The sequence below is a fragment of the Klebsiella sp. F11 genome (genome assembly GCF_056712265.1).
Genome location: NZ_CM160060.1, coordinates 2657644 through 2683873 on the forward strand (window position 1 = coordinate 2657644; position 26230 = coordinate 2683873).

The window sequence follows — 26230 nt, forward strand, 5'->3', positions numbered from 1 at the left end:
GGTAACAAATGTCTGGTGGATTAGTTACAGCTGCATACATTGTTGCCGCGATCCTCTTTATTTTTAGCCTGGCAGGGCTGTCCAAACACGAGTCGTCTCAGCAGGGCAACTATTTCGGCGTTGCCGGGATGGCGATTGCGCTGATCGCCACCATCCTGGGGCCGGACAGCAGCAACGTCGCGTGGATCCTGCTGGCGATGGTTATCGGCGGCGCCATCGGTATTCGCCTGGCGAAGAAAGTCGAAATGACCGAAATGCCGGAGCTGGTGGCGGTTCTGCACAGCTTCGTCGGCCTTGCGGCGGTGCTGGTGGGCTTTAACAGCTACCTGCAGCATGAAACCGGTATGGAGCAGATCCTGGTCAATATTCATCTGACCGAAGTGTTCCTCGGCATCTTCATCGGTGCGGTGACCTTTACCGGCTCCATCGTGGCCTTTGGCAAGCTGTGCGGCAGGATGTCTTCTAAGCCGCTGATGCTGCCGAACCGTCACAAGCTGAATCTTGCCGCGCTGATCGTCTCTTTTGTACTGCTGATTGCCTTTGTCCGCACCGACAGCACCGCGACGCAGGTTCTGGCGCTGCTGGTGATGACCGTTATCGCTCTGGCGTTTGGCTGGCACCTGGTGGCCTCTATCGGCGGCGCGGACATGCCGGTGGTGGTATCGATGCTGAACTCCTATTCAGGCTGGGCGGCAGCGGCGGCGGGCTTTATGTTGAGCAACGATCTGCTGATCGTTACCGGCGCGCTGGTGGGCTCTTCCGGCGCGATTCTGTCCTATATCATGTGTAAGGCCATGAACCGCTCCTTCTTCAGCGTCATTGCCGGCGGATTTGGTACCGATGGTTCCTCGTCTGGCAGCGATGAGGAAGTGGGAGAGCACCGTGAAATTAGCGCGGAAGATACCGCTGAAATGCTGAAAAATTCGCACTCGGTGATCATCACCCCGGGCTACGGGATGGCGGTCGCACAGGCTCAGTATCCGGTTGCGGAAATTACCGAACGGCTGCGCGCCCGCGGTATCAAGGTGCGCTTCGGTATCCACCCGGTTGCCGGTCGTCTGCCAGGCCATATGAACGTGCTGCTGGCGGAAGCTAAGGTCCCGTATGACGTGGTGCTGGAAATGGATGAAATCAACGATGACTTCAACGACACCGACACCGTGCTGGTTATCGGCGCCAACGATACCGTTAACCCGGCCGCGCAGGACGATCCGAAAAGCCCGATCGCCGGTATGCCGGTACTGGAAGTCTGGAAAGCGCAGAACGTGGTGGTCTTCAAACGCTCGATGAACACCGGCTACGCTGGCGTGCAGAACCCGCTGTTCTTCAAGGAGAACACCCATATGCTGTTTGGTGATGCCAAAGCCAGCGTGGATGCGATTCTGAAAGCGCTATGATGCTCTGAAGAGCGCAGACGAGAGTCGCTATACAACGTTTGCTTCTGAAACCGTCTCTGCTGAGACGGCTTTTTTATATATAGCGCCAGTCCATGAATCGCTCATAAATCAATCGTCCTGCAGTGCTATAATAGGCACGTTTTTACATCACACTGAGGATATTATGGATACCGAATTAACCCCCGCGCAAATGGCCATCGAATTTCTGCGTCGTGACCCTGACGTTTTAACCCCCGCGCAGTACCTGAAAAAATTTAAACTTCTCGAACTGGAATTTGCCGATTTAATGTCGCTCTCCTCAATTGAACTGAGAGAAGAGATCGACCACGCCTGGCGTTTAGGTATCCACTAAAATATCGCTTCAGCTTTTATGCGTAGCTGATGAAGGGGGCCGGAAGGCCCTTTTTTGCGCGTTATGCGAGGCGGCGGGCAAAAAAATCCCCCGCGGCGGCGGGGGAGTCGATGGCTATGTCTGGCCTGCTGAAGACTAGTCGTCGTCTTCGTCGTCCAGTTCAACCGGCGTTTTGTACTGGTCCGGCTTCAGCACCAGCAGATCGCAGCGCAGATGGTCGATCACCTGCTCGGCGGTGTTACCGAGGAAGGCCGCCGACAGTCCGGTACGCCCGACGGTGCCGAGGACGACAATCCCCGCCTGCAGATGCTCCGACAGATCGGGAATCACCTCTTCCGGCAAACCTTTTTCTACGTGGGTGCGGCTTTCGTCAATGCCAAACTTTTGCCGCAGCGTTTTCATCGCCAGCAGGTGCTGGCCGCGAATCGCGTCGTTATAGATGCTGGGATCAAAATCAGGCAGCTCAATGGCGATATTGATCGGCGTGACCGGATAGGCGCCTACCAGATGGACCTCGGTATGGTTAACCTGCTCCGCCAGCTTAAGCGTCTCCTGTACCAGCTTCTCATTCAGGGAGTCGTGGTAGTTTTCTTCGCTGGCAAGGTTCACCGCCACCAGCGCTCTGCCGCCTTCGGGCCACGGCTGGTCTTTAACCATCCATACCGGGCACGGGCATTTGCGCAGAAGATGCCAGTCGGTGGGGGTGAAGATGACCGCTTCCAGCTTGTCGTGCTGGTGCGCCATTTTCAGCAGTAAATCATGCTTGTCGCTGAGGATTTCCTGAATGATGGCTTCGAAGGGGCGGTTGTGCCATACCACCTTGATGTCAATCGGGATCCCGGACTCGATATAGAACCGGGCCTGCTCTTTGATCCAGGCGCTGCGTTGGCTGATAACGCCCTGGCGCATCGCCGTTCGCTCGTCGGGCGACAGCAGGGTCGTCATCTCATATGAAAAATCATAGATCGGCAGAAAGGCTTTAATGCGGCCACCAATCCGTTGGTGTAGGTATACCGCACGCCGTAATGCGGGCTGGTCGTCCTGATTAGGATCGATTACTACCAGCATGTTCTGATACTTCGCCATACAGGGTCTCCTTACAACTGTAACTGCAGTTTGTAATTAAAAAGATAACCTATATAGATGAATTGAAACAGGGGATGACCCTGGCCAGATCAACAAATAAGAAAAAAATTAGCGATCTGGCGAAGGGGGCGGGCAATCAGGCAACGTTACGCGCCTGACCGGCCAGCTGAGCGAGGAGGTCGCTGTTTTCGATGGTGATATATTTACCTTTTACCGCCAGCATACCGCTTTTCTGGAAACGACCCAGCAGGCGGCTGATGGTTTCCACGGTCAGGCCGAGGTAGTTGCCGATATCGCCGCGGGTCATGGTCAGGCGGAACTCACGAGGCGAGAAGCCGCGCTGGGCAAAACGGCGGGAGAGATTGTAGACAAAGGCCGCCAGGCGCTCCTCGGCGTTCTTTTTGGAAAGCAGCAGGATCATATCCTGATCGCCTTTGATCTCGCCGCTCATCAGGCGCATCATCTGCTGACGCAGATTTGGCATCTTGCCCGAGAGGTCGTCCAGCGTTTCGAAGGGGATTTCGCAAACCATTGAGGTTTCAAGCGCCTGAGCAAAGCTCGGGTGGAGGCCGGTGCCGATCGCGTCAAAACCAACCAGATCGCCCGCCAGGTGGAAGCCGGTAATCTGCTCGTCGCCCTGCTCGGTAATGGTATAGCTTTTGATGGTGCCTGAACGAATGGCGTACAGCGACTTCAGCTCATCGCCGGCTTTGAACAGGGTCTGTCCTTTCTGGATAGGCTTTTTTCGCTCGATGATATTATCAAGCTGATCAAGCTCGTGCTCGTTCAGAGTAAAAGGGATGCAAAGTTGGCTGATGCTGCAATCCTGACAATGGATTGCACAACCGCCAGACTGAATGCGTCGTATAATTCTCTTTTCCGGGATCATAAGTCTGCTCAAGCCTTAATTGATATTGGTCAATTTTAACATCTTTTTGGGGAGCAGGTAAGCCTCGAACCGATGAAACACGTAATATTAAAAGGGGAAAGCAATTGCCCCTTTTATCTCATTGATAAGAAATAGGATCTCTGGGCGTATTTGATTGTAAAGTTGCCTGATGCTTCCGATAAAAGGCACTTACGGTCAAAGGAGCAAATACCCTTCATGGCGCAATAACCACTCTTTACGCTGAACGCCGCCGGCGTATCCGGTCATGGTGCCGTTACGGCCAATGACGCGATGGCAGGGGACCACGATGCTAACCGGATTAGAGCCGTTGGCCGCCCCGACCGCCCGCGCGGCGCCCGGCCGACCCAACGCCTCCGCCAGCTGGCCGTAGTGCATGACCTGGCCGCAGGGGATAGTACGCAGCGTTTTCCAGACCTCGCGCTGAAACGGGGTACCCGCGGTTGCCGTAGGCAGCGTTTCGATAACCGCGAGATCACCGGCAAAATAGTCCCTGAGCCTGCTGCTCAGCCCGCCCGGATCGCGGGAATCCACGCGCTGGTACCCTTCATGGCGATAGTGCAGCTCAAGCAGCTGCTCCATCCGATCGCTATGCTCCTCCCACTCAACGGCGCGCAGGTGGAACCGTTCGTCGCAAATGATCCATAACAGCCCGACCGGGGTATCGATTTTATCCTGAAGCAGTATCAGCATCGCTTTTCCTTATTACCTGATTCAAATGATTATCGCTGCAGCCTGAGTACAAGATATCACGCCATCCGGACGGGCAACTATACTCCATAAAGGTAAAAGGCGCGGAGGAAGGAGGGAAGCGCGCAACGGCAGTTGTGATAGTTCATTTTGTATTTTATTACGCCGGGAGACGGCGGGCAGATTTTGCTATTTGCTGCGGGAGAGAGCGGCGCCGCAATACGCTATACGAGCATTCCTTGTGTCAACTATACCCGTGATCATTGAAACTGCTTGATTTCGTCGGTGCTGAGGATCATGCTCAGGCCATGAACGTAAAACTGACCTCCGCACAGATTGCCGCCCTTGAGGCTCAGCACCGGCAGAGTCGTGACCGCCGTGTCTGCGACCGGATACGCTGCGTGCTGCTTTCTGCTCAGGGCTGGTCTCCTGCCATGATTGCGCAGTCTCAGCTCATTCATGAGACCACGGTTCTGCGTCATCTATCGGATTATCTCAGCGACGGTAAGCTCACCTCTGATAACGGCGGTTCGCAGGAGCATCTGACTCCCGGGGAGTCTGCCGAACTTCGTCAGCTTCTGACTGACACTGTTCACATCACGACGGCCAGTATCGTGTCGCTTGTCCGTGACCGCTTCGGTGTGCGCTACAGCATTCCGGGTATGAATAAGTGGCTTCACCGCAACGGGTTCACCTGGAAAAAACCGTCAGGTATTCCCCATAAGTTCTGCCCGGCACAACAGCAGCAGTTCATGACGCATTATGAAGCGCTGAAGCAGGCTGCCGGTGACAGCGAACCCATTCTGTTTATGGATGCGGTACATCCGACGCAGTCAACGAAGCTGAGCTGTGGCTGGATAAGAAAGGGGGAACTGAAAGCGGTGAAAACCACCGGGAGCCGGACCCGCCTGAACATCATCAGCGCCCTCAGCGTGAACGACCTGGCCCGGACGGTGACCCGTGATTATCCGCAGATTAATGCGGATGCTATCTGCCGTTTTTTTATTGCAGTTCGCCAGACTTATCCGGTGTCGCAGAAAGTGCATCTGATACTGGACGGTGCGCCTTATCACCGGGCATCGCTGGTTAAGGACTGGGCCTTCGTGATGAATATTGAACTGCATTATCTGCCGCCGTACAGCCCGAACCTGAACCCGACAGAACGGTTGTGGAAGGTGATGAATGAGCATGTGCGGAATAACCGGTATTTTGCGTCAGCGAAAGCCTTCAGGGACGCGATAAGAGGATTTTTTGAACGAACCCTGCCGGAACTGGGGCAGAAACTGGGCTGTCGTATCAACGACAATTTTCAGGTGCTCAGTTCCGTGTCAGAGACATAACGACGTATAGCGTAAGGTGTTCACCTGTGAACAAAATAACTCTCATTGATCATGTTGCAATAACTGTTGCCGACCTTGAAGTATCTTACTGTTTTTACGATAAATTGTTTGGTGCAAAAATTCATGCAGAGTACGCCCCCTTTGGGAAACTGCTTGTAAGGCAGGTATCGCTGGGTGATATTGTCCTGAGTTTACATCAGGTTGAGAATGGCGTGGAACTTGTAGCTAAAAGGCCAATGCCAGGGAGTGCTGATTTATGCTTCCGGTGGGGAGGGACAATTCTCAGCGTGTTAGAGCTACTTGAGAAAAACGATATCGAAATAATCCATGGCCCGGTGCCCCGTGAAACGAGTTCAGGTCAGCCATCACAATCTGTTTTCTTTCGGGATCCTGATGGAAATCTGCTGGAGTTAATGGCTGCTGATAATAAAGACCAAGGTTAAAATACTCAATAAAGTCAAAAATAAATATTTTCATCTGCAGGACTTAATGTGGCTCCCTGAAACAATCTGCACTTTGAAGTTTATTGAGTATATTTGCCAGCACAACGGTGCCGGCTTTTTATTGTTAACAAGAAAGGTGATGGTATGCAATATATGCTGACGGGCGTTTTAATATTGATTATCAGTGGCTTGCTGTTAAATGTTGTCTCTCTTATGATCGAGTCTGTTTACAAGGCAATGAAAGATATGCACTTAAAGAAAAAACATCTTTAGGTGCCTGAGCCGACGCGGCGGGCGGCGGGTCTCGCCCGCCGACAAACGCGTTGAGGGCACGCAGTGCGACGGCTATAGTAGCCTCCGGTAGTCGCCGGAGGAGTGTGCTGATGAACCTTGATGACAAATCGCTATTTCTGGATGCCATGGAGGATGTCCAGCCGCTGAAGAGCGGCAACGACGTGCTGTGGCATGCCGAGCGCCGCGCCCGCACCCCGCAGCGCATCGACGCGCTGCAGCTGGATAACTTTTTGACCACCGGCTATCTCGACGTCCTGCCGCTGGCGACGCCGCTGGAGTTCAGGCGCGAAGGGTTACAAAATGGCGTGCTGGACAAGCTGCGGCAGGGGAAATATAGCCAGCAGGCGAGCCTCAATCTGCTGCGCCAGCCGGTCGAACGGTGTCGGCAAATGCTGTTTGCCTTTGTGGTTCATGCGCAGCAGGCGTCGCTGCGCAACGTGCTGATTGTTCACGGCAAAGGGCGCGACGACCGCGCTCATCCCAATATTATCCGCAGCTACCTGGCGCGCTGGCTGGAAGAGCTTCCCGAGGTGCAGGCGTTTTGCGTCGCCGCCGCCCATCACGGCGGCAGCGGGGCGTGCTACGTCGCCCTGCGCAAATCGGCCGAGGCAAAGCAGGAAAACCGGGAACGCCACGCTAAACGCAGCCGCTAGCGCAGCAGCAGCTCCCGGGCCGCTTTGTGCCGCTCGGGCAGCAGCTGATCCAGCATTTCACCGGGAAAACAACTGCAAACATGCCTGCTGCGCCATAATACATCTGGCGCAGCAGGCGTTTTCGGGCCGGTTCTCCTCGCATTAACCCTTTTTGGTTTACCTCTTCCGCCGCCGCGGCCGATCGCCCCTCATCCTGACAAAATGTGCGATCTTCTTGACACGGCGTTGACAAATAGATGCCTGGTCAGTAATTTCATATGCAATTACTGACCAGGCAAATATCATGAGTAACCATCCGGGTATTATCAATAACAAGTTCCACTTGGGTTTATTAATTCATCTGGCAAACCAGTATAAAGACCAGCTAATCAGCCAGTACTTCTCCGGCATGGATATCACTGCCGCCCAGTTTAAGGTGCTGATCAGCATCTATAAGGGCGTCACCAGTCCGGTTGAGATCAGCAAAAATCTGGTCATGGACGCCGGGGCGATGAGCCGCATGGTGGATCGTATGGTTAAGCGCGATCTCATCAGCCGTTCGCCTAATCCGCAGGATAAGCGGCAGGTCGTCCTGGCGCTGACCGGCAAGGGCCAACTGATTTGCGAGCGCTTTGTTAATGAAGCGCTGGCGTCAATCATCAGCGACCTTACCGCCCGACTGACCCCCGACGAGTCTCGTTTACTGGTAGAGCTAATGACAAAAATGCTGCCAGACGAAATTGTTGCCCCTCATCGCTAACGTATTCAAGAAGGTCCGGACAAGATGGAAACCACACCTGCACAGCACGCCGAGCGCGGCAGCAAGCGCAAACGCAACTTTGTTATTTTACTGATTATTCTGCTGCTTGCCGCCGCGGGCGGCGTGGCATGGTATCTGCTGTATGCCCGCTACTATGAATCGACCGACGATGCCTACGTCAACGGCAACCAGGTGACGCTGACCCCGCAAATCGCCGGTACGGTGACCCAGGTTACGGTGGATGAAGGCGATTTTGTGCAGAAGGGGCAGCCGCTGGTGCTGCTCGACCCGAGCGATACCGAAATCGCGCTGCAGCAGGCGGAAGCCAATCTGGCCAACACCGTGCGCCAGGTGCGCGGGCTCTACAGCACGGCGGATAACTACCGTGCCCAGGTGGCGGCGAAAAGGGTCGCCCTGCAGACAGCGCAAAACGACTACGCCCGGCGGCAGAAAATCTTCCAGAGCGGCGCCATCGCGGCGGAAGATCTCTCCCACTATCGCGATGCGGTCACCAGCGCCCAGAGCGACTTAGCCGCCGCTCAGGAGGCGTTGCGCACCAACACGGCGATGGTTGATGACACGGTTATCGACAGCCATCCCGAAATCAAAAGCGCGGTGGCCACGCTGCGTCAGCGCTATCTGGATAATTCGCGCAGCACCATCGTTGCGCCGGTCAGCGGCTTTGTAGCCAAACGCGCGGTCCAGCTCGGCATGCGCGTCGATTCGGGAACTACCCTGATGGCTATCGTGCCGCTGAATGAGGTGTGGGTCGATGCCAACTTCAAAGAGAGCCAGATGAGCGGGATGCGCCTGGGGCAGAAAGTGACGCTCAGCGCGGATCTTTACGGTGACGACGTGGAGTACCACGGCACCATTGAAAGCCTGGGCATTGGCACCGGCAGCGCGTTCTCGCTGCTCCCCGCGCAGAACGCCAGCGGCAACTGGATCAAAATCGTCCAGCGTCTGCCGGTGCGTATCACGCTGGACCCGCATGATATGCAGAAAAACCCGCTGCGGGTGGGGCTGTCGATGAACGTTCGCGTTGATATTCGCGATACCGATGGCCATCTGCTGCCGCAGCAAACCGTTAGCGCCCCGCGTTTCACCACGGATGTGTATCAGAACCCGCTGGAACAGGCGGACCAGTTGGTGGCTAAAATCCTTCATGACAACAGCAAAGCGGTAGCCGCCGGCGCCCGTTAAGAGAGACGTTATGCACGATAAGGCCGCATTTACGCCGCCCAATATGTGGCTGGCGGTGCTCGCGCTGTCGCTGGCCACGTTTATGCAGGTGCTGGACTCCACTATCGCCAACGTGGCGCTGCCGACGATCGCCGGCAACCTCGGGGTGAGCGCCGATCAGGGGACATGGGTTATCACCTCGTTTGCGGTGTGTAACGCCATCGCGCTGCCGCTCACCGGCTGGTTTACCCGGCGCTTCGGCCAGCTGAAGCTGTTTGTCGGCTCGGTGGTGCTGTTTACCCTGACGTCGTTCCTGTGCGGATTTGCCCACAGCATGAGCGAGCTGATTATCTTCCGCGCTCTACAGGGCTTTTTCGCCGGGCCGATGTTCCCGATGTGCCAGACGCTGCTGCTGGTTATCTTCCCGTCGAGCAAGCGCAGCATGGCGCTGGCGCTGCTGTCGATGGTGACGGTAGTGGCGCCGATCGTCGGGCCTATTACCGGCGGTTGGATCACCGATAACTACTCCTGGCCGTGGATCTTCTACATCAACGTGCCGATCGGCATTTTCGCGGCGATCGTCGTCTGGACGCAGATGCGCGCGCGGGAAGAGACCACCATCCATGCGCCGATTGACTACATCGGCATTGCGCTGCTGGTGCTTGGCGTCGGGCTGCTGCAGGTGGTGCTGGATAAAGGCAACGACCTCGACTGGTTCGCCTCTGTCCATATCGTGGTGATGTCGACTATTTCGGCGATATCGCTGGTTTCGTTCGTCATCTGGGAGCTGGGAGAGCGTCACCCGATAGTCAACCTGCGTCTGTTTAAGGACCGCAACTTTGCGATCGGTACGCTTTCGCTGACCCTGGGCTACGCGGCGTTCTTTGCCATCAATATTATTCTGCCGCAGTGGCTGCAAACGCAGATGGGCTATACCGCCATCTGGGCCGGCCTCGCCGCCGCGCCGATGGGCGTGCTGCCGCTGGTGATGACGCCGGTTATTGGCCGCTACGCCAATAAGTTCGATCTGCGTATTCTGGCCTCGCTCTCGTTCCTGACCATGGGCGCCTCTTGCCTTATTCGCGCGCAGTTCAACACCGACGTTGATTTCCGCACCATCGCCGAAGTGCAGCTGTTTATGGGGATTGGCGTGGCGTTTTTCTTTATGCCGATCACCACGATCGTGCTGTCGAATCTCAACGGAGTGGAGGTGGCGGAGGGTTCGGGTCTGGCGACCTTCTTCCGCGTGCTGGGCGGCTCGTTTGCCTCCTCGCTGACTACCTGGATCTGGTCGCGGCGGGAGGTGTTTCATCACGCCAATCTGACCGAAAGCGTTTCTGCTTATAATCCGCCGGCGGTGGACTATGTGGAGAAGATGGGCGGCGCGACCCAGCAGCATATGGCGCTGATCGATAAAACCATCGAGCAGCAGGCCTATATGATGTCGACCATCGACTACTTCTGGGTGCTAGGTTGGGGCTTTATGGCGCTGATCGTGGTTATCTGGTTTGCCCGGCCGCCGTTCAGCCGCGCCGGAGCGCCGGGCGCGCCGTCCGCCGGCCACTAGCCGCGCGGGGTCGAAAGGCGGATCAGCTGGCCTGGGGTTAGTCCACGAGGTCTGCGGCTTGTCGGCCGGGAGACGTTCCGCTCACCAGATGCCCGGCAGAACATGCGGCCTCAGTGCGAGGTGACCGGGTTAAGGGGAAGATAACCGTCTTCCCCTTAACAATCCCCGCGGTCCCGCACGGAAATCGGTGCTGCGCACTACGCTCACCTCCCGGCCTGCAGCCTGCGGTCGGCTCAACTCGACCTGCTCGCCCGTTCCGGGCTCGCTCCTGTCTCGATTCGCCTCTTGCCGCCATCCCTGGCGGCCAGCCCTTGTCTTCCGGCCTTCGGTTCGCCGATTTCAGCGGGGAGCCAGGGCCCCGCTGGATGCCTTTTTGCCACCTGCCGTTCATCATTGCGGTTTTGTCAGGCGGGGAGTGCCGCGGCGGGTGAGACAAAAATGCCCGTCATTCGCTTAACTGACGGGCATAACCTCTTAACTAATCGACGAATCTAGCGCCGGGCGCAGCCGCTGCACTGTTTATTCTGAATCTGCTGGAAGAAATCGTTGCCTTTATCATCCACCAGAATAAACGCCGGGAAGTCCTGCACCTCAATTTTCCAGATCGCCTCCATTCCCAGCTCCGGATAAGCCACGCACTCGAGGCTCTTGATGCTCTGCTGCGCCAGTACCGCCGCCGGGCCGCCGATGCTGCCGAGGTAGAAGCCGCCGTGCTTATGGCAGGCGTCAGTCACCTGCTGGCTGCGGTTGCCCTTCGCCAGCATCACCATGCTCGCGCCGTGGGACTGCAGCAGGTCGACGTAGGAGTCCATGCGTCCGGCGGTAGTCGGTCCCAGGGAGCCGGAAGCGTAGCCCTCAGGCGTTTTGGCCGGACCGGCGTAGTAGATCGGGTGGTCTTTCACGTACTGCGGCAGCGCCTCGCCGTTATCCAGCAGCTCCTTGAGCTTAGCGTGGGCGATATCGCGGGCGACGATAATGGTGCCGTTCAGCGTCAGGCGGGTTGAAACCGGATGGGCCGAAAGCTGCCCGAGGATGTCGCTCATCGGCTGATTGAGGTCAATGCTGACCACTTTGCCTTCACCCTGCTGGCGCAGCGCTTCCGGGATGTACTGGCCGGGGTTGCTCTCCAGTTTCTCAATCCAGATCCCGTGACGGTTGATCTTCGCCTTAATGTTGCGGTCGGCGGAGCAGGAGACCCCCATCCCCACCGGGCAGGAGGCGCCGTGGCGCGGCAGGCGAATCACGCGGATGTCGTGGGCAAAGTACTTGCCGCCAAACTGGGCGCCGAGGCCGAGATTCTGCGCTTCCAGCAGCAGCGCTTGCTCGAGCTGGATATCGCGAAACGCCTGGCCATGCTCGTTACCTTCGGTTGGCAGACCGTCGTAATAGCGGGTGGAGGCGAGCTTAACGGTCTTCAGCGTCGCTTCCGCGGAGGTGCCGCCGATAACAAAAGCGATGTGGTACGGCGGACAGGCGGCGGTGCCGAGGGTGCGCATCTTGTCGACGAGGTAGTCCTTCAGCTTCGCCGGGGTAATCAGCGCCTTGGTCTCCTGATAGAGATAGGTTTTGTTGGCCGAACCGCCGCCTTTGGCCATGCACAGGAATTTGTACTCATCGCCGTCAACGCTATAGAGGTCGATCTGCGCCGGCAGGTTGGTGCCGGTGTTGACCTCTTTATACATATCCAGCGCGGCGTTTTGCGAATAGCGCAGGTTATCTTCGGTATAGGTGTTATAGACCCCGCGCGCCAGCGCCGCTTCGTCGCCGCCGCCGGTCCACACCCGCTGCCCTTTTTTGCCCATGATAATGGCGGTGCCGGTATCCTGGCAGGTGGGCAGAATGCCTTTAGCGGCAATTTCTGAATTGCGCAGGAACTGCAGGGCGACGTATTTGTCGTTTTCGCTGGCCTCGGGGTCGAGCAGAATGGCCGCCACCTGCCGCTGGTGGGAGACGCGCAGCATAAAGGCCGCGTCGTGGAACGCCTGCTGGGCCAGCAGGGTGAGCGCCTCGGGCGCAATCTTGAGAATTTCCTCGCCCTCGAACCCGGCGACGCTGACGTGCTCTGTGCTCAGCAGATAGTACTCAGTCTCATCTTTTGCCAGCGGAAACGCTTCCTGATAAACAAACGGTTTAGTCGACATTGCTTAAGCTCCCTAAGAGTAAAACCGCCGGGAGCGACCCCGGCGGCTGTGAATCAGAACATCATGGACATCCACGGATAGCCAATCAGCAGCAGGGCGGCCAGGAAGATGGCGCCGAAGATGGTGCCGAGGCGCCAGTAGTCTTTGGTCGGCAGATAGCCACTGCCGTAGTAGATCGGGCTGGGGCCGGTACCGTAGGGGGTGATGATCCCCATAATGCCCAGCGAGGTGACCATCAGCAGCACGAACACCAGCATATTTATGCCCGGAATGGTAGCGGCGATGGTCAGCATGGCCGGCAGCAGCGCGGTGGTGTGGGCGGTGGTGCTGGCAAACAGATAGTGCAGCAGGAAGAACGCCAGCAGCAGGACGACTGTCGCGACGCCCGGCGAAATGCCGCTCATCAGCGCGCCGCCTTCTTTACCCAGCCAGGCGATAAAGCCGGTGGAGGAGAGGCCGTCCGCCAGCGCCACCAGGGTGGCGAACCAGGCAAAGGTATTCCAGGCGGCCTTGTTGTTGGTGATGTCGTTCCATGACAGAACGCCGGTCCACAGCATCAGGACGATGACCAGCAGCGCCGCCAGCGCCGGCTCAATCCACTCGGCGGCGAAGATCCACATGGTCAGCGCGAAGCAGACGAACGCCAGCAGCAGGATTTCATTACGCGACAGGCGACCGAGTTTTTCCAGCTCGCGCGCGGCCCACAGCGGCACTTCATCATTGACCTTCACCTCCGGCGGATAGAACCAGTAGGCCAGCAGCGGCATCACCAGAATCAGCAGCACGCCCACCGGCAGGAAGGCGATAAACCAGGTGCCCCAGGAGAATTACCGCGCCCGCGCGGGCAGCATCGGTACCATTATCGTCGAGTGCTGCTTTATCGATAACTATGGCCTGGCTTTCCCGGGCGCCATTGGCATCGACAGCGATGACAAAATTTCCGGCCTCGCCAAAATTGCCGAAGCGATCCAGGCGGAAGGGTCGAAGGCCATTCTGCAGATCTATCACGGCGGTCGGATGGTCGACCCGCAGCTTATCGGCGGCCGCCAGCCGGTCGCGCCGAGCGCGCTGGCCGCTCCGCGCGACGGCGCCGCGATGCCGCGGGCGCTAAGCGCGGAGGAAGTCGAAGAGACGATCGCGAAATTCGGCGACGGCGTGCGCCGGGCGATTCAGGCCGGTTTTGACGGCGTCGAAATTCACGGCGCCAATACCTATCTTATCCAGCAGTTCTATTCCCCTAACTCTAACCAGCGCGACGACTGCTGGGGCGGCAGCCGCGACAACCGCGCCAGATTCCCGCTGGCGGTGCTGGAGATCGCCCATAAAATGGCCAGTCAGTACGCGGACGACGCCTTTATTATCGGCTACCGCTTCTCGCCGGAAGAGCTGGAAGAGCCGGGCATCCGCTTTGATGACACCCTCTACCTGCTGGAGAAACTGGCGGCGCGGGGCCTCGACTATCTGCATTTCTCGGTGGGCGCCTCGCTGCGTTCCTCTATCGTTGATACCAGCGACCCGACGCCGCTGATTGAAAAATACTGCGCGCTGCGCTCCGCTAACCTCGCGCAGGTGCCGGTGATGGGCGTTGGCGGGATCGTTAACGCCGCGGACGCCGAACAGGGGCTGGACCACGGCTACGACTTGATCGCCGTGGGGCGCGCCTGCATTGCCTACCCGGACTGGACCGACCGCATTGCCGACGGTGAAAATCTGGAGCTATTTATCGACAGCACCAGGCGCGAAGCGCTGCATATTCCGCAACCGCTGTGGCGCTTCTCGCTGGTGGAAGCGATGATCCGCGATATGAGCATGGGCGACGCGAAGTTTAAGCCCGGCGTCTTTGTGGAAACCGTCCAGGACGACGCCAGCGAGCTGGTGATCCACGTAAGCCTCGAGAACGACCGCATTGCCGATGTGGCGCTGGCCTGCGGCGCGGAGCAGACCGTGGAGTTCACCACCAGCTTTGAAGAGATTCGCGAGCGTATTTTGACCGCCAACACCCCGCACGTTGACGCCATCTCCGGCGCCACCAGCCAAAGCGAGGCGGTGAAAAAAGCGGTATCCAAAGCGATGCTGAAATCGAGCAAGGCGCTGGCGATCGAAGAGGGCGGCGACGATCGGGCGGTGAAAAGCTACGACGTGGTGGTGGTTGGCAGCGGCGGCGCGGGCCTGGCGGCGGCCATTCAGGCCCACGATGAAGGCGCCAGCGTGCTGATTGTCGAAAAAATGCCGACTATCGGCGGCAACACCATTAAGGCCTCCGCCGGGATGAACGCCGCGGAAACGCGCTTCCAGCGGGTGAAAGGGATCGTCGACAGCAAAGAGCTGTTCTACGAGGAGAGCCTGAAGGGCGGGCATAACAAAAACAACCCGGCGCTGCTGCGCCGCTTCGTGGAAAACGCCCCCGAGGCGATCGAATGGCTGGCCCGCCGCGGGATCATGCTGAACGACATCACCACCACCGGCGGGATGAGCATTGACCGCACCCACCGCCCGCGCGACGGATCGGCGGTCGGCGGCTATCTGATTAGCGGCCTGGTGCGCAATATCAGCAAGCGCGGAATTGACGTGATGCTGGATACCTCGGTCGAAGAGATCCTGATGGCCAACGACGAAGTGAGCGGCGTACGTCTGCTCAACGACGAGCAGGAGCGCTTCGACGTGCAGACGAAGAGCATCGTGGTTGCCACCGGCGGCTTCAGCGCCAATAGCGCGATGGTGGTAAAGTACCGTCCGGATCTCGCCGGTTTTGTCACCACCAACCATAAAGGGGCCACCGGCGGCGGCATCGCGCTGCTGGAGCGCATCGGCGCCGGCACCGTGGACATGGGCGAAATCCAGATCCACCCGACCGTTGAGCAGAAGACCTCCTACCTGATTTCGGAGTCGATTCGCGGCGGCGGGGCGATTCTGGTGAGCCAGCGCGGCCAGCGCTTCTACAATGAAATGGCGACCCGGGATAAAGTCTCGGCGGCGATTATCGCGCTGCCGGAGCAGTACGCCTGGATCGTCTTCGACGAGCACGTGCGGGCAAAAAACAAGGCGGCCGATGAATATATCGCCAAAGGCCTCGCCACCAGCGCCAGCTCCCCGCGCGAGCTGGCGGAGAAGCTGGGGATGGATTACCATGCCTTCCTCGCCACCCTCGAGCGCTACAACGGTTTTGTTGAAACCCAGCGCGATGAGGATTTTGGCCGCACCACCGCGCTGCGTGCGCCGGTGAACGAGGGGCCGTTCCACGCGATCCGCATCGCCCCGGGGGTGCACCATACGATGGGCGGGGTGACAATCGATACCACGACCGCGGTGCTCAATACCGCTCAGCGGCCGATTCCCGGCGCCTATGCCGCCGGGGAAGTGGTCGGCGGCATCCACGGCGGCAACCGCATCGGCGGCAATGCGGTGGCGGATATCATTATCTTTGGCACCCTGGCGGGCCACCAGGCGGCGAAACGCGCCAGAGGATAACCCTTCTCGTACACCCCGGCCGCGCGCCGGGGTCATCCACAGGAGCTGCAACCATGTCTGACGACAGTCGCGTCTATAGCTACTCCGCCGTTTTAATGGGTTCGCCCATTCTGCTTAAGCTGTTCCGTCACGATGACGCGCTCGCCTCCCGCACCTTCCAGCTGATTAAACGCTACGAAGATCTGCTTACCGTCAACCGCGCGCGCTCGCAGGTCATGGATATTAACCATGCCGCCGGTCGCCATGCGGTGGCCGTCAGCCGGCCGGTGTTTCAGCTAATCAAATGCGCGAAGGCCGCCAGCATGGTGCGGGATAGCGCGTTCAACCTGGCGATTGGCCCGCTGGTCAAGCTCTGGCGCATCGGCTTTCAGGGGCGCAGCGTGCCGGCGGCGGCGGAGATTGCCGCCCGCCTGGCGCTGACCCGGCCGCAGGATGTGATCCTCGATGAAGCGGCGGGCAGCGTGTTTCTCGCCCAGCCGGGTATGGAGATCGATCTTGGCGCCATTGCCAAAGGCTACATTGCCGACCGCGTGCGCGACGATCTGCGGCGGCAGGGCGTCGATGCGGCGCTGATTAATCTCGGGGGAAACGTGCATACCCTCGGCGAGTGGTCCATTGGCCTGAAAAAGCCGTTTGCCGCCGCCGACCAGCTGGTGGGCACGATTGCGGTGAGCGGCCAGTCGGTGGTGACCTCCGGCGTCTATGAGCGCTATTTTGAGCAGGACGGTAGGCGCTGGCACCATATTCTCGACCCGCGCAGCGGCTATCCGTTGGATAACGAGCTGGAGAGCGTAACCATCATTTCTGACGACTCTCTCGACGGTGATATCTGGACCACCCTGATCTACGGGCTGGGCGTGGAGAAGGGGCGCGCGGCGCTGCGTCAACGGGAGGATATTGAAGCGATTTTTGTGACTAAAAATCGCGAGGTGATCCTCTCATCGCAGCGCCGCTTTCGCTTTCAGCTGCTGGATAGCGGCTACCGGCTTACTGACTGTACTGCTTGAGCAGGCCGTACTGCTCGGCAACCAGCCGATAGCGATAGACCGGCCGGCCGGTGGCGCCGTAGTGAATGGTGGTGTAGAGAATATTAATCTGCGCCAGCCAGATCAGATACTTGCGACAGGAGACGCGGGAAATGTTCACCGCTACCGCCAGCTCGTCGGTGGAGAACTCGGTCGCCGGGTGCGCATCGATCCACTGGCAAAGCGTGCGCAGCGTTTGCGAGGTGAGTCCCTTCGGTAGCTTACGCGCGTCGCTGGCTTCCGGCAGCTCACCGTGCAGCAGGCGATCAACGTCGGCCTGCTCATAATAAGTCTGTCCGGTCATCAGCTTTCTTTTCTCGCGCCAGGCGGTTAACGCCTCCTCAAAACGCGGGAACTGGAAGGGCTTAATCAGATAATCGATAACGCCGTAGTGCATCGACGTTTGTACGGTTGCGGCATCCGCGGCGGAGGTGATCATAATCACGTCGATGTCGCGGCCGGAGGCGCGAATGGTCGGCAGCAGATCCAGCCCGCTATCATGCTGCATGTAGACGTCGAGCAGGACCAGATCGATCTCCAGCTCGTCGTCGTTAATCATCTCCCGGGCCTTATTCAGCGTAGAGGCGGTGCCGCAGCAGCGGAAACCGGAAATCCGCGCCACGTACAGGCGGTTCAGCTCGGCTACCATGGCATCGTCATCAACAATCAATACATTTATCACGCGCTGTTCCTTTTACTATCCCAGGGAAGGTGAACAAAAAATTGGGTAAATACGCCGGGTTCGGACTCGACGGCCAGCGTCCCGCCCAGTTCACGCAGCTGCTGGCTGGCGAGAAACAGACCGACGCCGCGATTTTCGCCTTTGGTGGAGAAGCCTTTATTAAAGATGGCATCGATATTCGCCTCCGGGATCCCCGGACCGTCGTCGCTCACTTCGCCGCTTAGCCAGCCGTTTTGATAGTGTAGCAACAGGCTGACTTCGCCTTCGTGCTGTCCGCTCATGGCGTCCAGCGCATTCTCAATCAAATTACCCAGCACGGTGACCAGAACGGTGATCTGCTTTTCGTTCGGGCAGTCGGGGACGAGGCTCTCTTCCGCCAGGCTAAGGCTAAATCCGCGCTCCTTCGCGCGCTGGATTTTACCAAGCAAAAAGCCGGCGACCACCGGCGATTTTATGCGGTGCTGGATTTCGCCGATGTCCGCCTGATAGGTGTGGGCGGTTTGTAGCACGTACTCCTCCAGCTTGTCATAGCTTTTCATATTCAGCAGGCCGAGGATCACGTGCAGCTTATTCATAAACTCATGGGAAGTCGTACGCAGGGCATCGACATAGTTGACCATGCCGTCGAGGCGCTGCAGCAGCTGGCTGACCTCGGTTTTGTCGCGGAAGGTGCAGATAGCGCCGACGGTGGCGTTCTGGCTGCGCACCGGCACGGTATTGCTGATGAGCAGCAGGCCGTTGCAGCCGAGCTCGCGATCGTAAATGGGCGTCCCGCTGCGCAGTACCTCCTGTAAATCGGCAAGCAGCGGCGTATGGCCGAGCGCCTTATCGGGCCCGCTGAACAAAATGTCGCGCGCGGCCGGATTGATCAGCGTCACCTGTCCTTCGCTATCGATTGCCACCACGCCCTCTTTTAACGAATGCAGCATCGCCTGATGCTGCTGGAAGCGGGTGGAGAGCTCCTGCGGCTCGAGCCCTAGCAGTACGCGCTTGAGTCCGCGAACCAGGCTCCAGGTTCCGATACCGCAGACCAGGGCGCTGAACAGCACGGTAAAGAGCACGTCCCAGCGGCTGTTGGCGATCTGGGTATCCACCTTACTGAGCGAAATACCGATGACCACAACGCCAATCTGCCGGTGGTTAGCGTCAAAAACCGGCGTAAAGACGCGCAGGGCCGGGGCCAGCACGCCGTGGTTGACGGCAACGTTCTCCTTTCCCTGCAGGGGGGGGGTAATGTCATCGCCGATAAACCGCTTGCCGATGATCTGGTCATTGGGGTGCGAGTAGCGAATACCCTGCATATTGGTGACCACCGCAAACAGCAGATCGTTGCGTTGCATCACCGCCTGCGCCAGCGGCTGAATAATATTGCTGTCCGTCGGCAGCGTCAGGCCGCGCTTCACTTCCGGCATATCGGCAAGCGTCCGCGCCACCGCCAGGGCGGTGTCCTTCAGCCCGTCGCGGGTGGTATCACTGATTTGGATAAACCACAGCGCGTAGACCAGCAGCAGGACCGATCCCAGCACGCTGCCAATCATCAGCGTCACGGCGGTACTCAGCTTCATGCTCTTCCGGCGCCTGCGCGCGGGCGGTTCCTGCTCCGCTAACTCATTCATAACAACCCCAGGGTAAACAGCGAAGGCCTATTATCGCTGATGGGGCGAATTTCTTAAAGGCATGTAAAAAAGCAATAAACGATCCGCCGGGAACCGGGAAGCGTGACCCCACTCGCAGGAGATGAAGGTAAATATCCCTATAGTAAATCCGGAGTTATTTAAATGGAGGTTTTTATGAGCAGTAAGCCAACCGCTTCAATGACGGAACGACGCCACCCTGACACCCGCCGCATCGATAGTCTCACCACCCACGACATGCTGACGCTGCTGCACGCCGACGGCCGGCAAATTGCCAACGCCATCGACGCCTGCCTGGCGGATATGACCCGACTGGTTGATAACGCCGCGGCGACCCTGAGTCGGGGAGGGAGGCTGGTGATCGTCGGCGCCGGCGCATCCGGCCGCGCGGCCCTGCAGGCGGTCAACGAATTTGCGCCCGATGAGAAACACTCCCTGGTGGGGCTCATCGCCGGCGGGCCGGCGGCGGCGCTGCAGGAGATGGAGACGGCCGCTAACGACTACGATCTCGGCGCGCTGGAGCTGCAGGCGCTGCGCTTTAGCGATAACGATATGCTGCTGGCGCTGACGGTCAGCGGCAAAACGCCGTGGGTATGGGGCGCGATGCGCCACGCCTGGTCGCTCGGCGCGCCGGTCGCGGTGCTGACCCAGCAGGCGGACAGCGAAGCGGCGCAGCTGGCGGATATTATCGTGGCGCCGCAAACCGGTCCGGAGGCGGTGGCGGGGTTTGGTAACCCGAAGGCGCAGCTGGCGCAGCGGCAGCTGCTCAATATGCTGACCACCGGGCTGGCCATTCGTGACGGCAGGGTCTTCAGCAACCTGCGGGTCGATCTGCTGGCGACCAGCCCGCGCTGGGCTGAACGGCAAATCGCTATCGTTATGGAGGCCGCCGGTTGCTCGCGCAGCGAGGCGAAAGCCGCGCTTGCCGCCTGCAATCAGCACTGCCGGACGGCGATTTTGATGCTGCTCAGCGGGCTTGACGCCTGGCAGGCCCGCGAGCTGCTGAGGGAAAATAACGAGCATCTGCGCATTGCGTTACAGGATAAAACGCATCAGTTGGCAGGGTCGCAGAGTTAATTCCCGGCGGCGCGCCATATTCCCGCGCGCCGCTGCTTTTGCTTTATGTAACTAAAGTAACCGACGGGAGCGCCGTCAGCCCTTTAATTATCGCGATACGTTGACGCATTTTAATTTTCTTAATCACCTTCCACTTTTTTAAGTTAAAAAAGTAAATGCGAATAATTGATTAACTGTGCGGAAAATGTAAATGATATTTTAAAATATAATGAAAGTGCGTTAACATGTTGGCACTTATTTCATTATGCTATGCGATAATTCTATTATGCCTGCAATAAAAAACTCGATCTTATCCATGACCGCACTGGCGCTATTCGTCAGTACGGCAACCTACGCAAATACCGACGCCGCAAAGAAAACCGATTTTCTGCTGATTGGCGGCGGGATTATGAGCGCCTCGCTCGGCACCTGGCTGCAGGAACTACAGCCGGACTGGAAACAGGTGATGGTAGAGAAGCTTGACGGCGTGGCGCTGGAGTCCTCTAACGGCTGGAACAATGCCGGTACCGGCCACTCGGCAAACATGGAGCTGAACTACACGCCAGAGCGTGCGGACGGCTCCATTGACGTCAGCAAGGCGCTGGAGATCAACGAGCAGTTTATGATCTCCCGTCAGTTCTGGACGGCGCAGGTCAAGCGCGGCATTTTGCATGACCCGCACTCCTTTATTAATTCCACCCCGCATATGAGCTTTGTCTGGGGCGATAACGTTGATTATCTGCAAAAGCGCTATACCGCGCTGCAGCAAACAACCTTATTCCAGGGGATGAAATTCTCCACCGATCATGCGCAAATAAAACAGTGGGCGCCGCTGGTGATGGAAGGGCGCGATCCGCAGCAAAAAGTGGCGGCCACCTGGACCCCGGTCGGGACCGACGTCAACTACGGCGAAATAACCCGCCAGCTGATCGGCAGCCTGAAGAAAAGTAATAATTTCTCGCTGCAAACCTCCTCTGAGGTTACCGCCTTTAAGCGCAATGCCGATAATTCGTGGCACGTAACGATTAAAAACGTGAATAGCGGCGACGAGCAGGCGATTGACGCGAAATATGTCTTTATTGGCGCCGGCGGCGGCGCGCTGAAATTACTGCAAAAGACCGGTATTCCGGAAGCCGACAACTACGCGGGCTTCCCGGTGGGTGGCTCCTTCCTGATGACCGAAAACCCGGCGGTGACCAAAGAACATCTGCAGAAGGTCTACGGCCAGGCTTCGGTCGGCGCGCCGCCGATGTCGGTTCCGCATCTTGACGCCCGTTTCCTCGACGGCAAGCGCGTGGTGCTGTTCGGGCCGTTCGCGACCTTTTCGACCAAGTTCCTCAAAAACGGCTCTTTCTTTGACCTGCTGAGCACCACTACCACCGATAACGTTCTGCCGATGACTCACGTCGGTCTCGACAACTTCGATCTGGTCAAATACCTGGTGAGCCAGGTAATGCTCAGCGACGATGACCGCTTTGCGGCGCTGAAAGAGTACTATCCGGACGCGCGTAAAGAGGACTGGAAGCTGATTCAGGCCGGCCAGCGCGTGCAGATCATCAAAAGAGACGCCGATAAGGGCGGGGTGCTGAAGCTGGGGACCGAAGTGGTGGTCGACGAGCAGAAAACCATATCCGCGCTGCTTGGGGCCTCTCCGGGCGCCTCTACCGCCGCGCCGATCACTCTGAACGTGCTCAAACAGATGTTCCCGCAGCAGTTCAGCTCCGCGGAGTGGCAGAACCGCATCCACGCGATCGTTCCGAGCTATGGCCAGAAGCTGAACGATAGTCCGGCGCTGACCCAGCAGGTGTGGGATGACACCGCCGCGACGCTGCAGCTGACCAAGCCGCCGGTGATTAATATGAGCAGCGCGAAGCCTGCCGCCGCGCCGTCCGCGGAGCTCAAGCCTGCGGACTCGCCGCAGCACGATATGGCGCTGTAGTCGCCGTACTAACTCCGCCCGCGTGCGTCATGCCGGTCAGCTCAGTAGCTGACCGGCATTTTTTTTGCCCTATCGATCCGCTATGAGGTTCCCTCGATGCACGACGGCAGCGGCTGGTTCCTTGTTCTGGGTTAAAGCATTTACCGGCGTTACGGTTATACTTTCTTGAATTCACTAGAGAAATAGTTAGCCGCGGCGGAAAGAGGGAGTGCAGCGCCATGAAAGACGACATTAACCAGGATATTACCTTCCGTAAGCTGGCGGTATTTATGATGTTTATGGCCAAAGGCAATATCGCCAGAACCGCCGAAGCGATGCAGCTCAGCGGCGTCAGCGTCCACCGGGCCTTGCATACCCTGGAAGAGGGCGTCGGCTGCCCGCTGTTTGTCCACAAGGGGCGCAACCTGCTGCCGCTGCCGGCGGCGTGGACGCTGCTGGAGTACTGCCAGGACGTCACCGCGCTGATGACGCGCGGGCTGGAGGCGACGCGAAAGGTCGCCGGCGTCGGCCAGGGACGGTTGCGGATCGGCACGCTCTATTCGCTCACGCTGGAGACCGTTCCGCGGATCATCATGGGAATGAAGCTGCGCCGCCCCGAGCTGGAGCTGGATCTGACGATGGGCTCCAACCAGATGCTGCTGGATATGCTGGAGGACGACGCCCTGGACGCGATCCTCATCGCCACCAACGAGGGGGAGTTCAGCAACTCCGCCTTTGACGTGGTGCCGCTGTTTGAAGACGATATTTTTCTCGCCGCGCCGGCGGTCGAGCGGCTGGATACGACAAAACCCGCCGATCTGCGCGACTACGTCGACCGTAAGTTCGTGTCGCTTGCGGAAGGCTTCGCCACCTACGCGGGCTTCAGGGAGGCTTTTCAGGTCGCCGCCTTCGAGCCTGAAATTGTCACCCGGGTCAACGATATCTTTTCGATGATAAGCCTGGTGCAGGCCGGCGTCGGCTTTGCGCTGCTGCCCGGGCGGATGAAAAAGGTTTATGAAAACGACGTGCAGCTGTTAAAGCTGGCGGAGCCGTATCAGATGCGCCAGCTGATCTCGATCGTCTATTCCCACCATCGCGAACGCGACGCGGACCTGCTGGCGCTGGCGGCGGAAGGGCGGATGTACGCCCGCAGCCTCAACGGCTGAGGCGTTTCGCCAGATGCTGCGCCACTGCCACGCTGTTGCGTTCCATACAGATGGCATCACCCTGCCAGCCTGCGAGGTGCGTCAGCCCGGTCAGCACGCTGCCGGGCGGCATCTCAATCGCCAGCCGCGCATCGCGCTGATTGGCCGATACCATTGCGTCCTGCCACTGTACGGTGCGCGCCATGTTGAAGGCTAAGTCTTCGGCGATTTTCTGCGGTTCCCACAGCACGCGGCCGGTTGATCCGCTGAGATACGCAAGCGCAGGGCGTGACAATGTCACGGATTCAAACGCCTGAGCCAATTCTGCCGCCGGTTTATCCAGCAAAGCACAGTGTGAGGGGACGCTTACCGCAAGCCGGGCCGCCTTGCTGGCTCCGGCGGCCAGCGCTTTTCGCGCAACCTCCGCCATATCCTCATCCCGGCCGGCAATCACTATCTGCGTTTCGGCATTGAGGTTGGCGATGTAAGTTCCGCTTTCCGTCATCAGCTTTTCAACCTGATTCAGGGTGAGACCGATAATCGCCGTCAGGCCGTAGCCGTGCGGATAGGCCCGCTCCATTAAATCGCCGCGCAGGGCGACGAGGCGCAGCGCGTCGCGAAAATCCAGTGCACCAGCCACTACCGCCGCAGGGTAAGCGCCAATCGACAGGCCGCTGACGATATCGGGTGTAACGTCGTGGCGAATAAGTTCGTTAGCCCACGCCACGCCGGCAATAAGCAGACAAAGCTGCACCTCGCGAGTGTGCTTCAGCGCATCGGCTGTGTCGAGCTGGTTGGCTTCATCACCAAGTACGGCGTGGACTTCGGCAAGAATGGTCTCACCGTCGGGTAGGTTTTGCAGCATTCCCGGGCGCTGGGTGCCCTGGCCGGGAAAGGTAAAGAGGATTTTCATCATGACTCCCTGTGCCACGGCGTCGCGGTGAGCTGCGGTCCGGTGGCGGTTTTCAGCAGAACGCGTCCTTCGCGCAGCCATTCGTTGAGCGCAAACGCGCCAAAGGGCGTTTCAATCTGGGTGTCGGCGCGGCACGGCAGCTTATCCACTTGCGCCTGCCACTGCCGCAATTCGTCGCCGGTCAGCGGTTCAGGAGCGCGAATCAGTAAATCGAGATCGCTGTCGGCGTGCAGGACGGGAATTTCGGTGGCGAGGGCATAGGCCGTGCTGCCGGTAATGCCCCAGATCCACGGCCACGCAAAGGTGGTCAGCAAAATAGCCGCCTGAACGGGCGGCTGGGAAACAAACGGCGAGTGCAGCAGGTGCTGGCGTTCGACCAGCGCTTCCGGGGTGACGATGCGGGAAACGGACTCGGCCTTAACCCATCCGGCGGCGCGCTGCTCGCGCTTTATGCCGCGTACGCCCACCGGAATATCGCCGCTGTCATTCACGTCGCGCCGCACGACCACGGGCAGGCCTGGCTGCCACTGGCTGGCGACCCACGCCTCCTCGACGTTGAGCAGGGCGTCATGGCTTTTCAGCCACAGTAAATCGTGAGGGCGCGAGGTGAATGTCATATCAGATACCTGAAGTTAAAGTGATGAACAGCGGTAACGACAGGATACACAGAACGGAGCTCAACAGCAGCACCGCTTCGGCATCCGGCGACTGCACGCCAAAGCGGTTGCCGAACACCACGCCGAAGAAGCCGGCAGAGAGCGCGATCATCAGAATAGCGGTGATCGCCACGGAGCCGTGCAGGCCGAAAGCCAGAACGATAGCCCAGGCGATAAACGGCTGGATCAGCAGCTTGGCGATGGTCGCAATGCTCACCATGGCGTTCAGCTGCAGCTTACGGGCAGACAGAATCACACCGGTCAGGAACAGTGCGGCAGCGGTGGCCGACAGGCCCAGAGGCTTGATCGCGGCCAGCAGCAGATCCGGCATTTTGATGCCAATCGCCGAGAGGATCACGCCGAGCAGCGGGCCCATCACGATAGGTTTTTTCAGCGAACGCCACATCAGCACCGGCAGCATCGCCAGCGTTGAACCGCTGTTTTCACCGGCGGCGCGGGCTTTTTCGCGCTCCAGAATCAGCAGACAGAACGGCGTCATCAGCACGGAGCCACAGGCGATGGAGACGGCGACGGAAAGAGACGTCGCGGAGCTTTCACCCAGCATGCTGCCGAGAATCGGCAGGCCAAGCGCGGCATAGTTCGGCAGCGCCACGGTGAGGGTCAGCACGGCGGCATCCTGCGGCGATTTTTTAAATACGCTGGTGGCCAGGAAGTAGATCGCCGCATAGGTGATCCACATCGCGCCCGTCAGCACCACAATCAGCGGCGACTGGGCAACAATGCCTGCCCACGGGGTCTGCACGGTGGCGCTGAACAGCGCGGCGGGCAGGGCAAAGTCCATTACGAAGATATTGAGCAGCGACACGTTTTTGTTGTCGACCATTTTGGCTTTGCCGGCCCAGAAGCCCAGCAGCATGATCAGAAAAATCGGCGCAAGGGCATGAACAATTACATAAGTCATAGATCACCTGTAGTAAGAAA

21 protein-coding genes and 2 pseudogenes are annotated in these 26230 nt (G+C 58.7%); 13 read left to right on the forward strand and 10 right to left on the reverse strand.

The annotated features are described in order from the left end of the window. Nucleotides 1-8 precede the first annotated feature (8 nt). Complete coding sequence (gene pntB, locus AC1M2H_RS13215; RefSeq protein WP_480151678.1) at nt 9-1397, forward strand: Re/Si-specific NAD(P)(+) transhydrogenase subunit beta; 1389 nt, start codon at nt 9-11, stop codon at nt 1395-1397. Between the two features lie 163 nt (nt 1398-1560). Further along, nucleotides 1561-1749, forward strand: coding sequence for a YdiH family protein (locus tag AC1M2H_RS13220; RefSeq protein ID WP_426814598.1), 189 nt, complete (start codon nt 1561-1563; stop codon nt 1747-1749). 135 nt (nt 1750-1884) lie between these two features. Here AC1M2H_RS13220 and uspE read toward each other — a convergent pair whose 3' ends face one another. From uspE to ogt, 3 genes are all read right to left on the reverse strand, one after another. Further along, nucleotides 1885-2835 carry a universal stress protein UspE gene (gene uspE, locus AC1M2H_RS13225; protein ID WP_480151679.1) on the reverse strand — a complete coding sequence of 317 codons (951 nt, stop codon included), beginning with the start codon at nt 2833-2835 and terminating at the stop codon, nt 1885-1887. 136 nt (nt 2836-2971) lie between these two features. Then, nucleotides 2972-3724, reverse strand: coding sequence for a fumarate/nitrate reduction transcriptional regulator Fnr (gene fnr / locus AC1M2H_RS13230; protein WP_480151928.1), 753 nt, complete (start codon nt 3722-3724; stop codon nt 2972-2974). Between the two features lie 195 nt (nt 3725-3919). Further along, nucleotides 3920-4435 (reverse strand): methylated-DNA--[protein]-cysteine S-methyltransferase, encoded by a 516-nt coding sequence (ogt, locus tag AC1M2H_RS13235; protein ID WP_480151680.1) that lies wholly within the window; start codon nt 4433-4435, stop codon nt 3920-3922. Between the two features lie 305 nt (nt 4436-4740). Here ogt and AC1M2H_RS13240 point away from each other — a divergent pair, with 305 nt between their 5' ends. The 6 genes from AC1M2H_RS13240 (at nt 4741) to AC1M2H_RS13265 (ending at nt 10650) form a co-directional block, all read left to right on the forward strand. Beyond that, nucleotides 4741-5772: an IS630 family transposase gene (locus AC1M2H_RS13240; RefSeq protein ID WP_480151833.1), complete on the forward strand. Its 1032-nt coding sequence runs from the start codon at nt 4741-4743 to the stop codon at nt 5770-5772. Between the two features lie 26 nt (nt 5773-5798). Next, nucleotides 5799-6215, forward strand: coding sequence for a VOC family protein (locus AC1M2H_RS13245; protein WP_480147914.1), 417 nt, complete (start codon nt 5799-5801; stop codon nt 6213-6215). A gap of 383 nt (nt 6216-6598) precedes the next feature. After that, nucleotides 6599-7162 carry a DNA endonuclease SmrA gene (gene smrA / locus AC1M2H_RS13250; RefSeq protein WP_480151681.1) on the forward strand — a complete coding sequence of 188 codons (564 nt, stop codon included), beginning with the start codon at nt 6599-6601 and terminating at the stop codon, nt 7160-7162. Nucleotides 7163-7445: 283 nt separating this feature from the next. Next, the gene (locus AC1M2H_RS13255; RefSeq protein WP_426814602.1) at nt 7446-7901 is read left to right on the forward strand and encodes a MarR family transcriptional regulator; all 456 of its coding nucleotides are present in this window, start codon (nt 7446-7448) and stop codon (nt 7899-7901) included. A gap of 24 nt (nt 7902-7925) precedes the next feature. Then, complete coding sequence (locus tag AC1M2H_RS13260; RefSeq protein ID WP_480151682.1) at nt 7926-9104, forward strand: EmrA/EmrK family multidrug efflux transporter periplasmic adaptor subunit; 1179 nt, start codon at nt 7926-7928, stop codon at nt 9102-9104. Between the two features lie 10 nt (nt 9105-9114). Next, nucleotides 9115-10650, forward strand: coding sequence for a DHA2 family efflux MFS transporter permease subunit (locus AC1M2H_RS13265; protein ID WP_480151683.1), 1536 nt, complete (start codon nt 9115-9117; stop codon nt 10648-10650). Between the two features lie 491 nt (nt 10651-11141). Here the strand turns inward: AC1M2H_RS13265 and fumA are convergent, their stop codons facing one another. Both fumA and AC1M2H_RS13275 read right to left on the reverse strand, forming a co-directional pair. Further along, nucleotides 11142-12791 carry a class I fumarate hydratase FumA gene (gene fumA, locus AC1M2H_RS13270; RefSeq protein WP_480151684.1) on the reverse strand — a complete coding sequence of 550 codons (1650 nt, stop codon included), beginning with the start codon at nt 12789-12791 and terminating at the stop codon, nt 11142-11144. Nucleotides 12792-12844: 53 nt separating this feature from the next. Continuing rightward, nucleotides 12845-13615 (reverse strand): annotated as a pseudogene (locus AC1M2H_RS13275) (DASS family sodium-coupled anion symporter); the annotation flags it as partial. On the opposite strand from AC1M2H_RS13275, the pseudogene AC1M2H_RS13280 reads away from it, so the two are divergent. Next, a pseudogene (locus tag AC1M2H_RS13280) lies at nt 13614-16259 on the forward strand (flavocytochrome c); the annotation flags it as partial. The pseudogenes AC1M2H_RS13275 and AC1M2H_RS13280 sit on opposite strands and share 2 nt — an antisense overlap. A 53-nt stretch (nt 16260-16312) precedes the next feature. Then, complete coding sequence (locus tag AC1M2H_RS13285) at nt 16313-17266, forward strand: FAD:protein FMN transferase (protein WP_480151685.1); 954 nt, start codon at nt 16313-16315, stop codon at nt 17264-17266. On the opposite strand, the gene dcuR is transcribed toward AC1M2H_RS13285, so the two are convergent. Continuing rightward, nucleotides 17247-17966: a two-component system response regulator DcuR gene (gene dcuR / locus AC1M2H_RS13290; protein WP_426814608.1), complete on the reverse strand. Its 720-nt coding sequence runs from the start codon at nt 17964-17966 to the stop codon at nt 17247-17249. The genes AC1M2H_RS13285 and dcuR overlap by 20 nt on opposite strands. Then, nucleotides 17963-19582, reverse strand: a complete 1620-nt coding sequence (locus tag AC1M2H_RS13295; RefSeq protein WP_480151686.1) for a sensor histidine kinase — start codon at nt 19580-19582, stop codon at nt 17963-17965. The genes dcuR and AC1M2H_RS13295 overlap by 4 nt, the downstream gene beginning before the upstream one ends. Before the next feature lie 174 nt (nt 19583-19756). Here AC1M2H_RS13295 and AC1M2H_RS13300 point away from each other — a divergent pair, with 174 nt between their 5' ends. The 3 genes from AC1M2H_RS13300 to AC1M2H_RS13310 all read left to right on the forward strand — a co-directional run bounded on the left by AC1M2H_RS13300 (nt 19757) and on the right by AC1M2H_RS13310 (nt 23740). Then, nucleotides 19757-20677, forward strand: coding sequence for an N-acetylmuramic acid 6-phosphate etherase (locus tag AC1M2H_RS13300; protein ID WP_480151687.1), 921 nt, complete (start codon nt 19757-19759; stop codon nt 20675-20677). Nucleotides 20678-20942: 265 nt separating this feature from the next. After that, nucleotides 20943-22595, forward strand: a complete 1653-nt coding sequence (mqo, locus tag AC1M2H_RS13305) for a malate dehydrogenase (quinone) (protein ID WP_480151688.1) — start codon at nt 20943-20945, stop codon at nt 22593-22595. A gap of 218 nt (nt 22596-22813) precedes the next feature. After that, nucleotides 22814-23740 carry a LysR family transcriptional regulator gene (locus tag AC1M2H_RS13310; protein WP_480151689.1) on the forward strand — a complete coding sequence of 309 codons (927 nt, stop codon included), beginning with the start codon at nt 22814-22816 and terminating at the stop codon, nt 23738-23740. Here the strand turns inward: AC1M2H_RS13310 and mdcH are convergent. Genes mdcH through AC1M2H_RS13325 form a run of 3 tightly spaced genes read right to left on the reverse strand, consistent with a single transcriptional unit; the run spans nt 23730 to nt 26210 of the window. Beyond that, nucleotides 23730-24632 (reverse strand): malonate decarboxylase subunit epsilon, encoded by a 903-nt coding sequence (gene mdcH / locus AC1M2H_RS13315; protein WP_480151929.1) that lies wholly within the window; start codon nt 24630-24632, stop codon nt 23730-23732. The genes AC1M2H_RS13310 and mdcH overlap by 11 nt on opposite strands. Continuing rightward, nucleotides 24632-25249 carry a malonate decarboxylase holo-ACP synthase gene (locus tag AC1M2H_RS13320; protein WP_480151690.1) on the reverse strand — a complete coding sequence of 206 codons (618 nt, stop codon included), beginning with the start codon at nt 25247-25249 and terminating at the stop codon, nt 24632-24634. Before AC1M2H_RS13320 ends, mdcH begins: the two co-directional genes overlap by 1 nt. Before the next feature lies 1 nt (nt 25250). Then, a complete protein-coding gene (locus AC1M2H_RS13325; RefSeq protein WP_480151691.1) occupies nt 25251-26210 on the reverse strand; it encodes an AEC family transporter in 960 nt (319 codons plus the stop codon). Between the last annotated feature and the right edge of the window lie 20 nt (nt 26211-26230).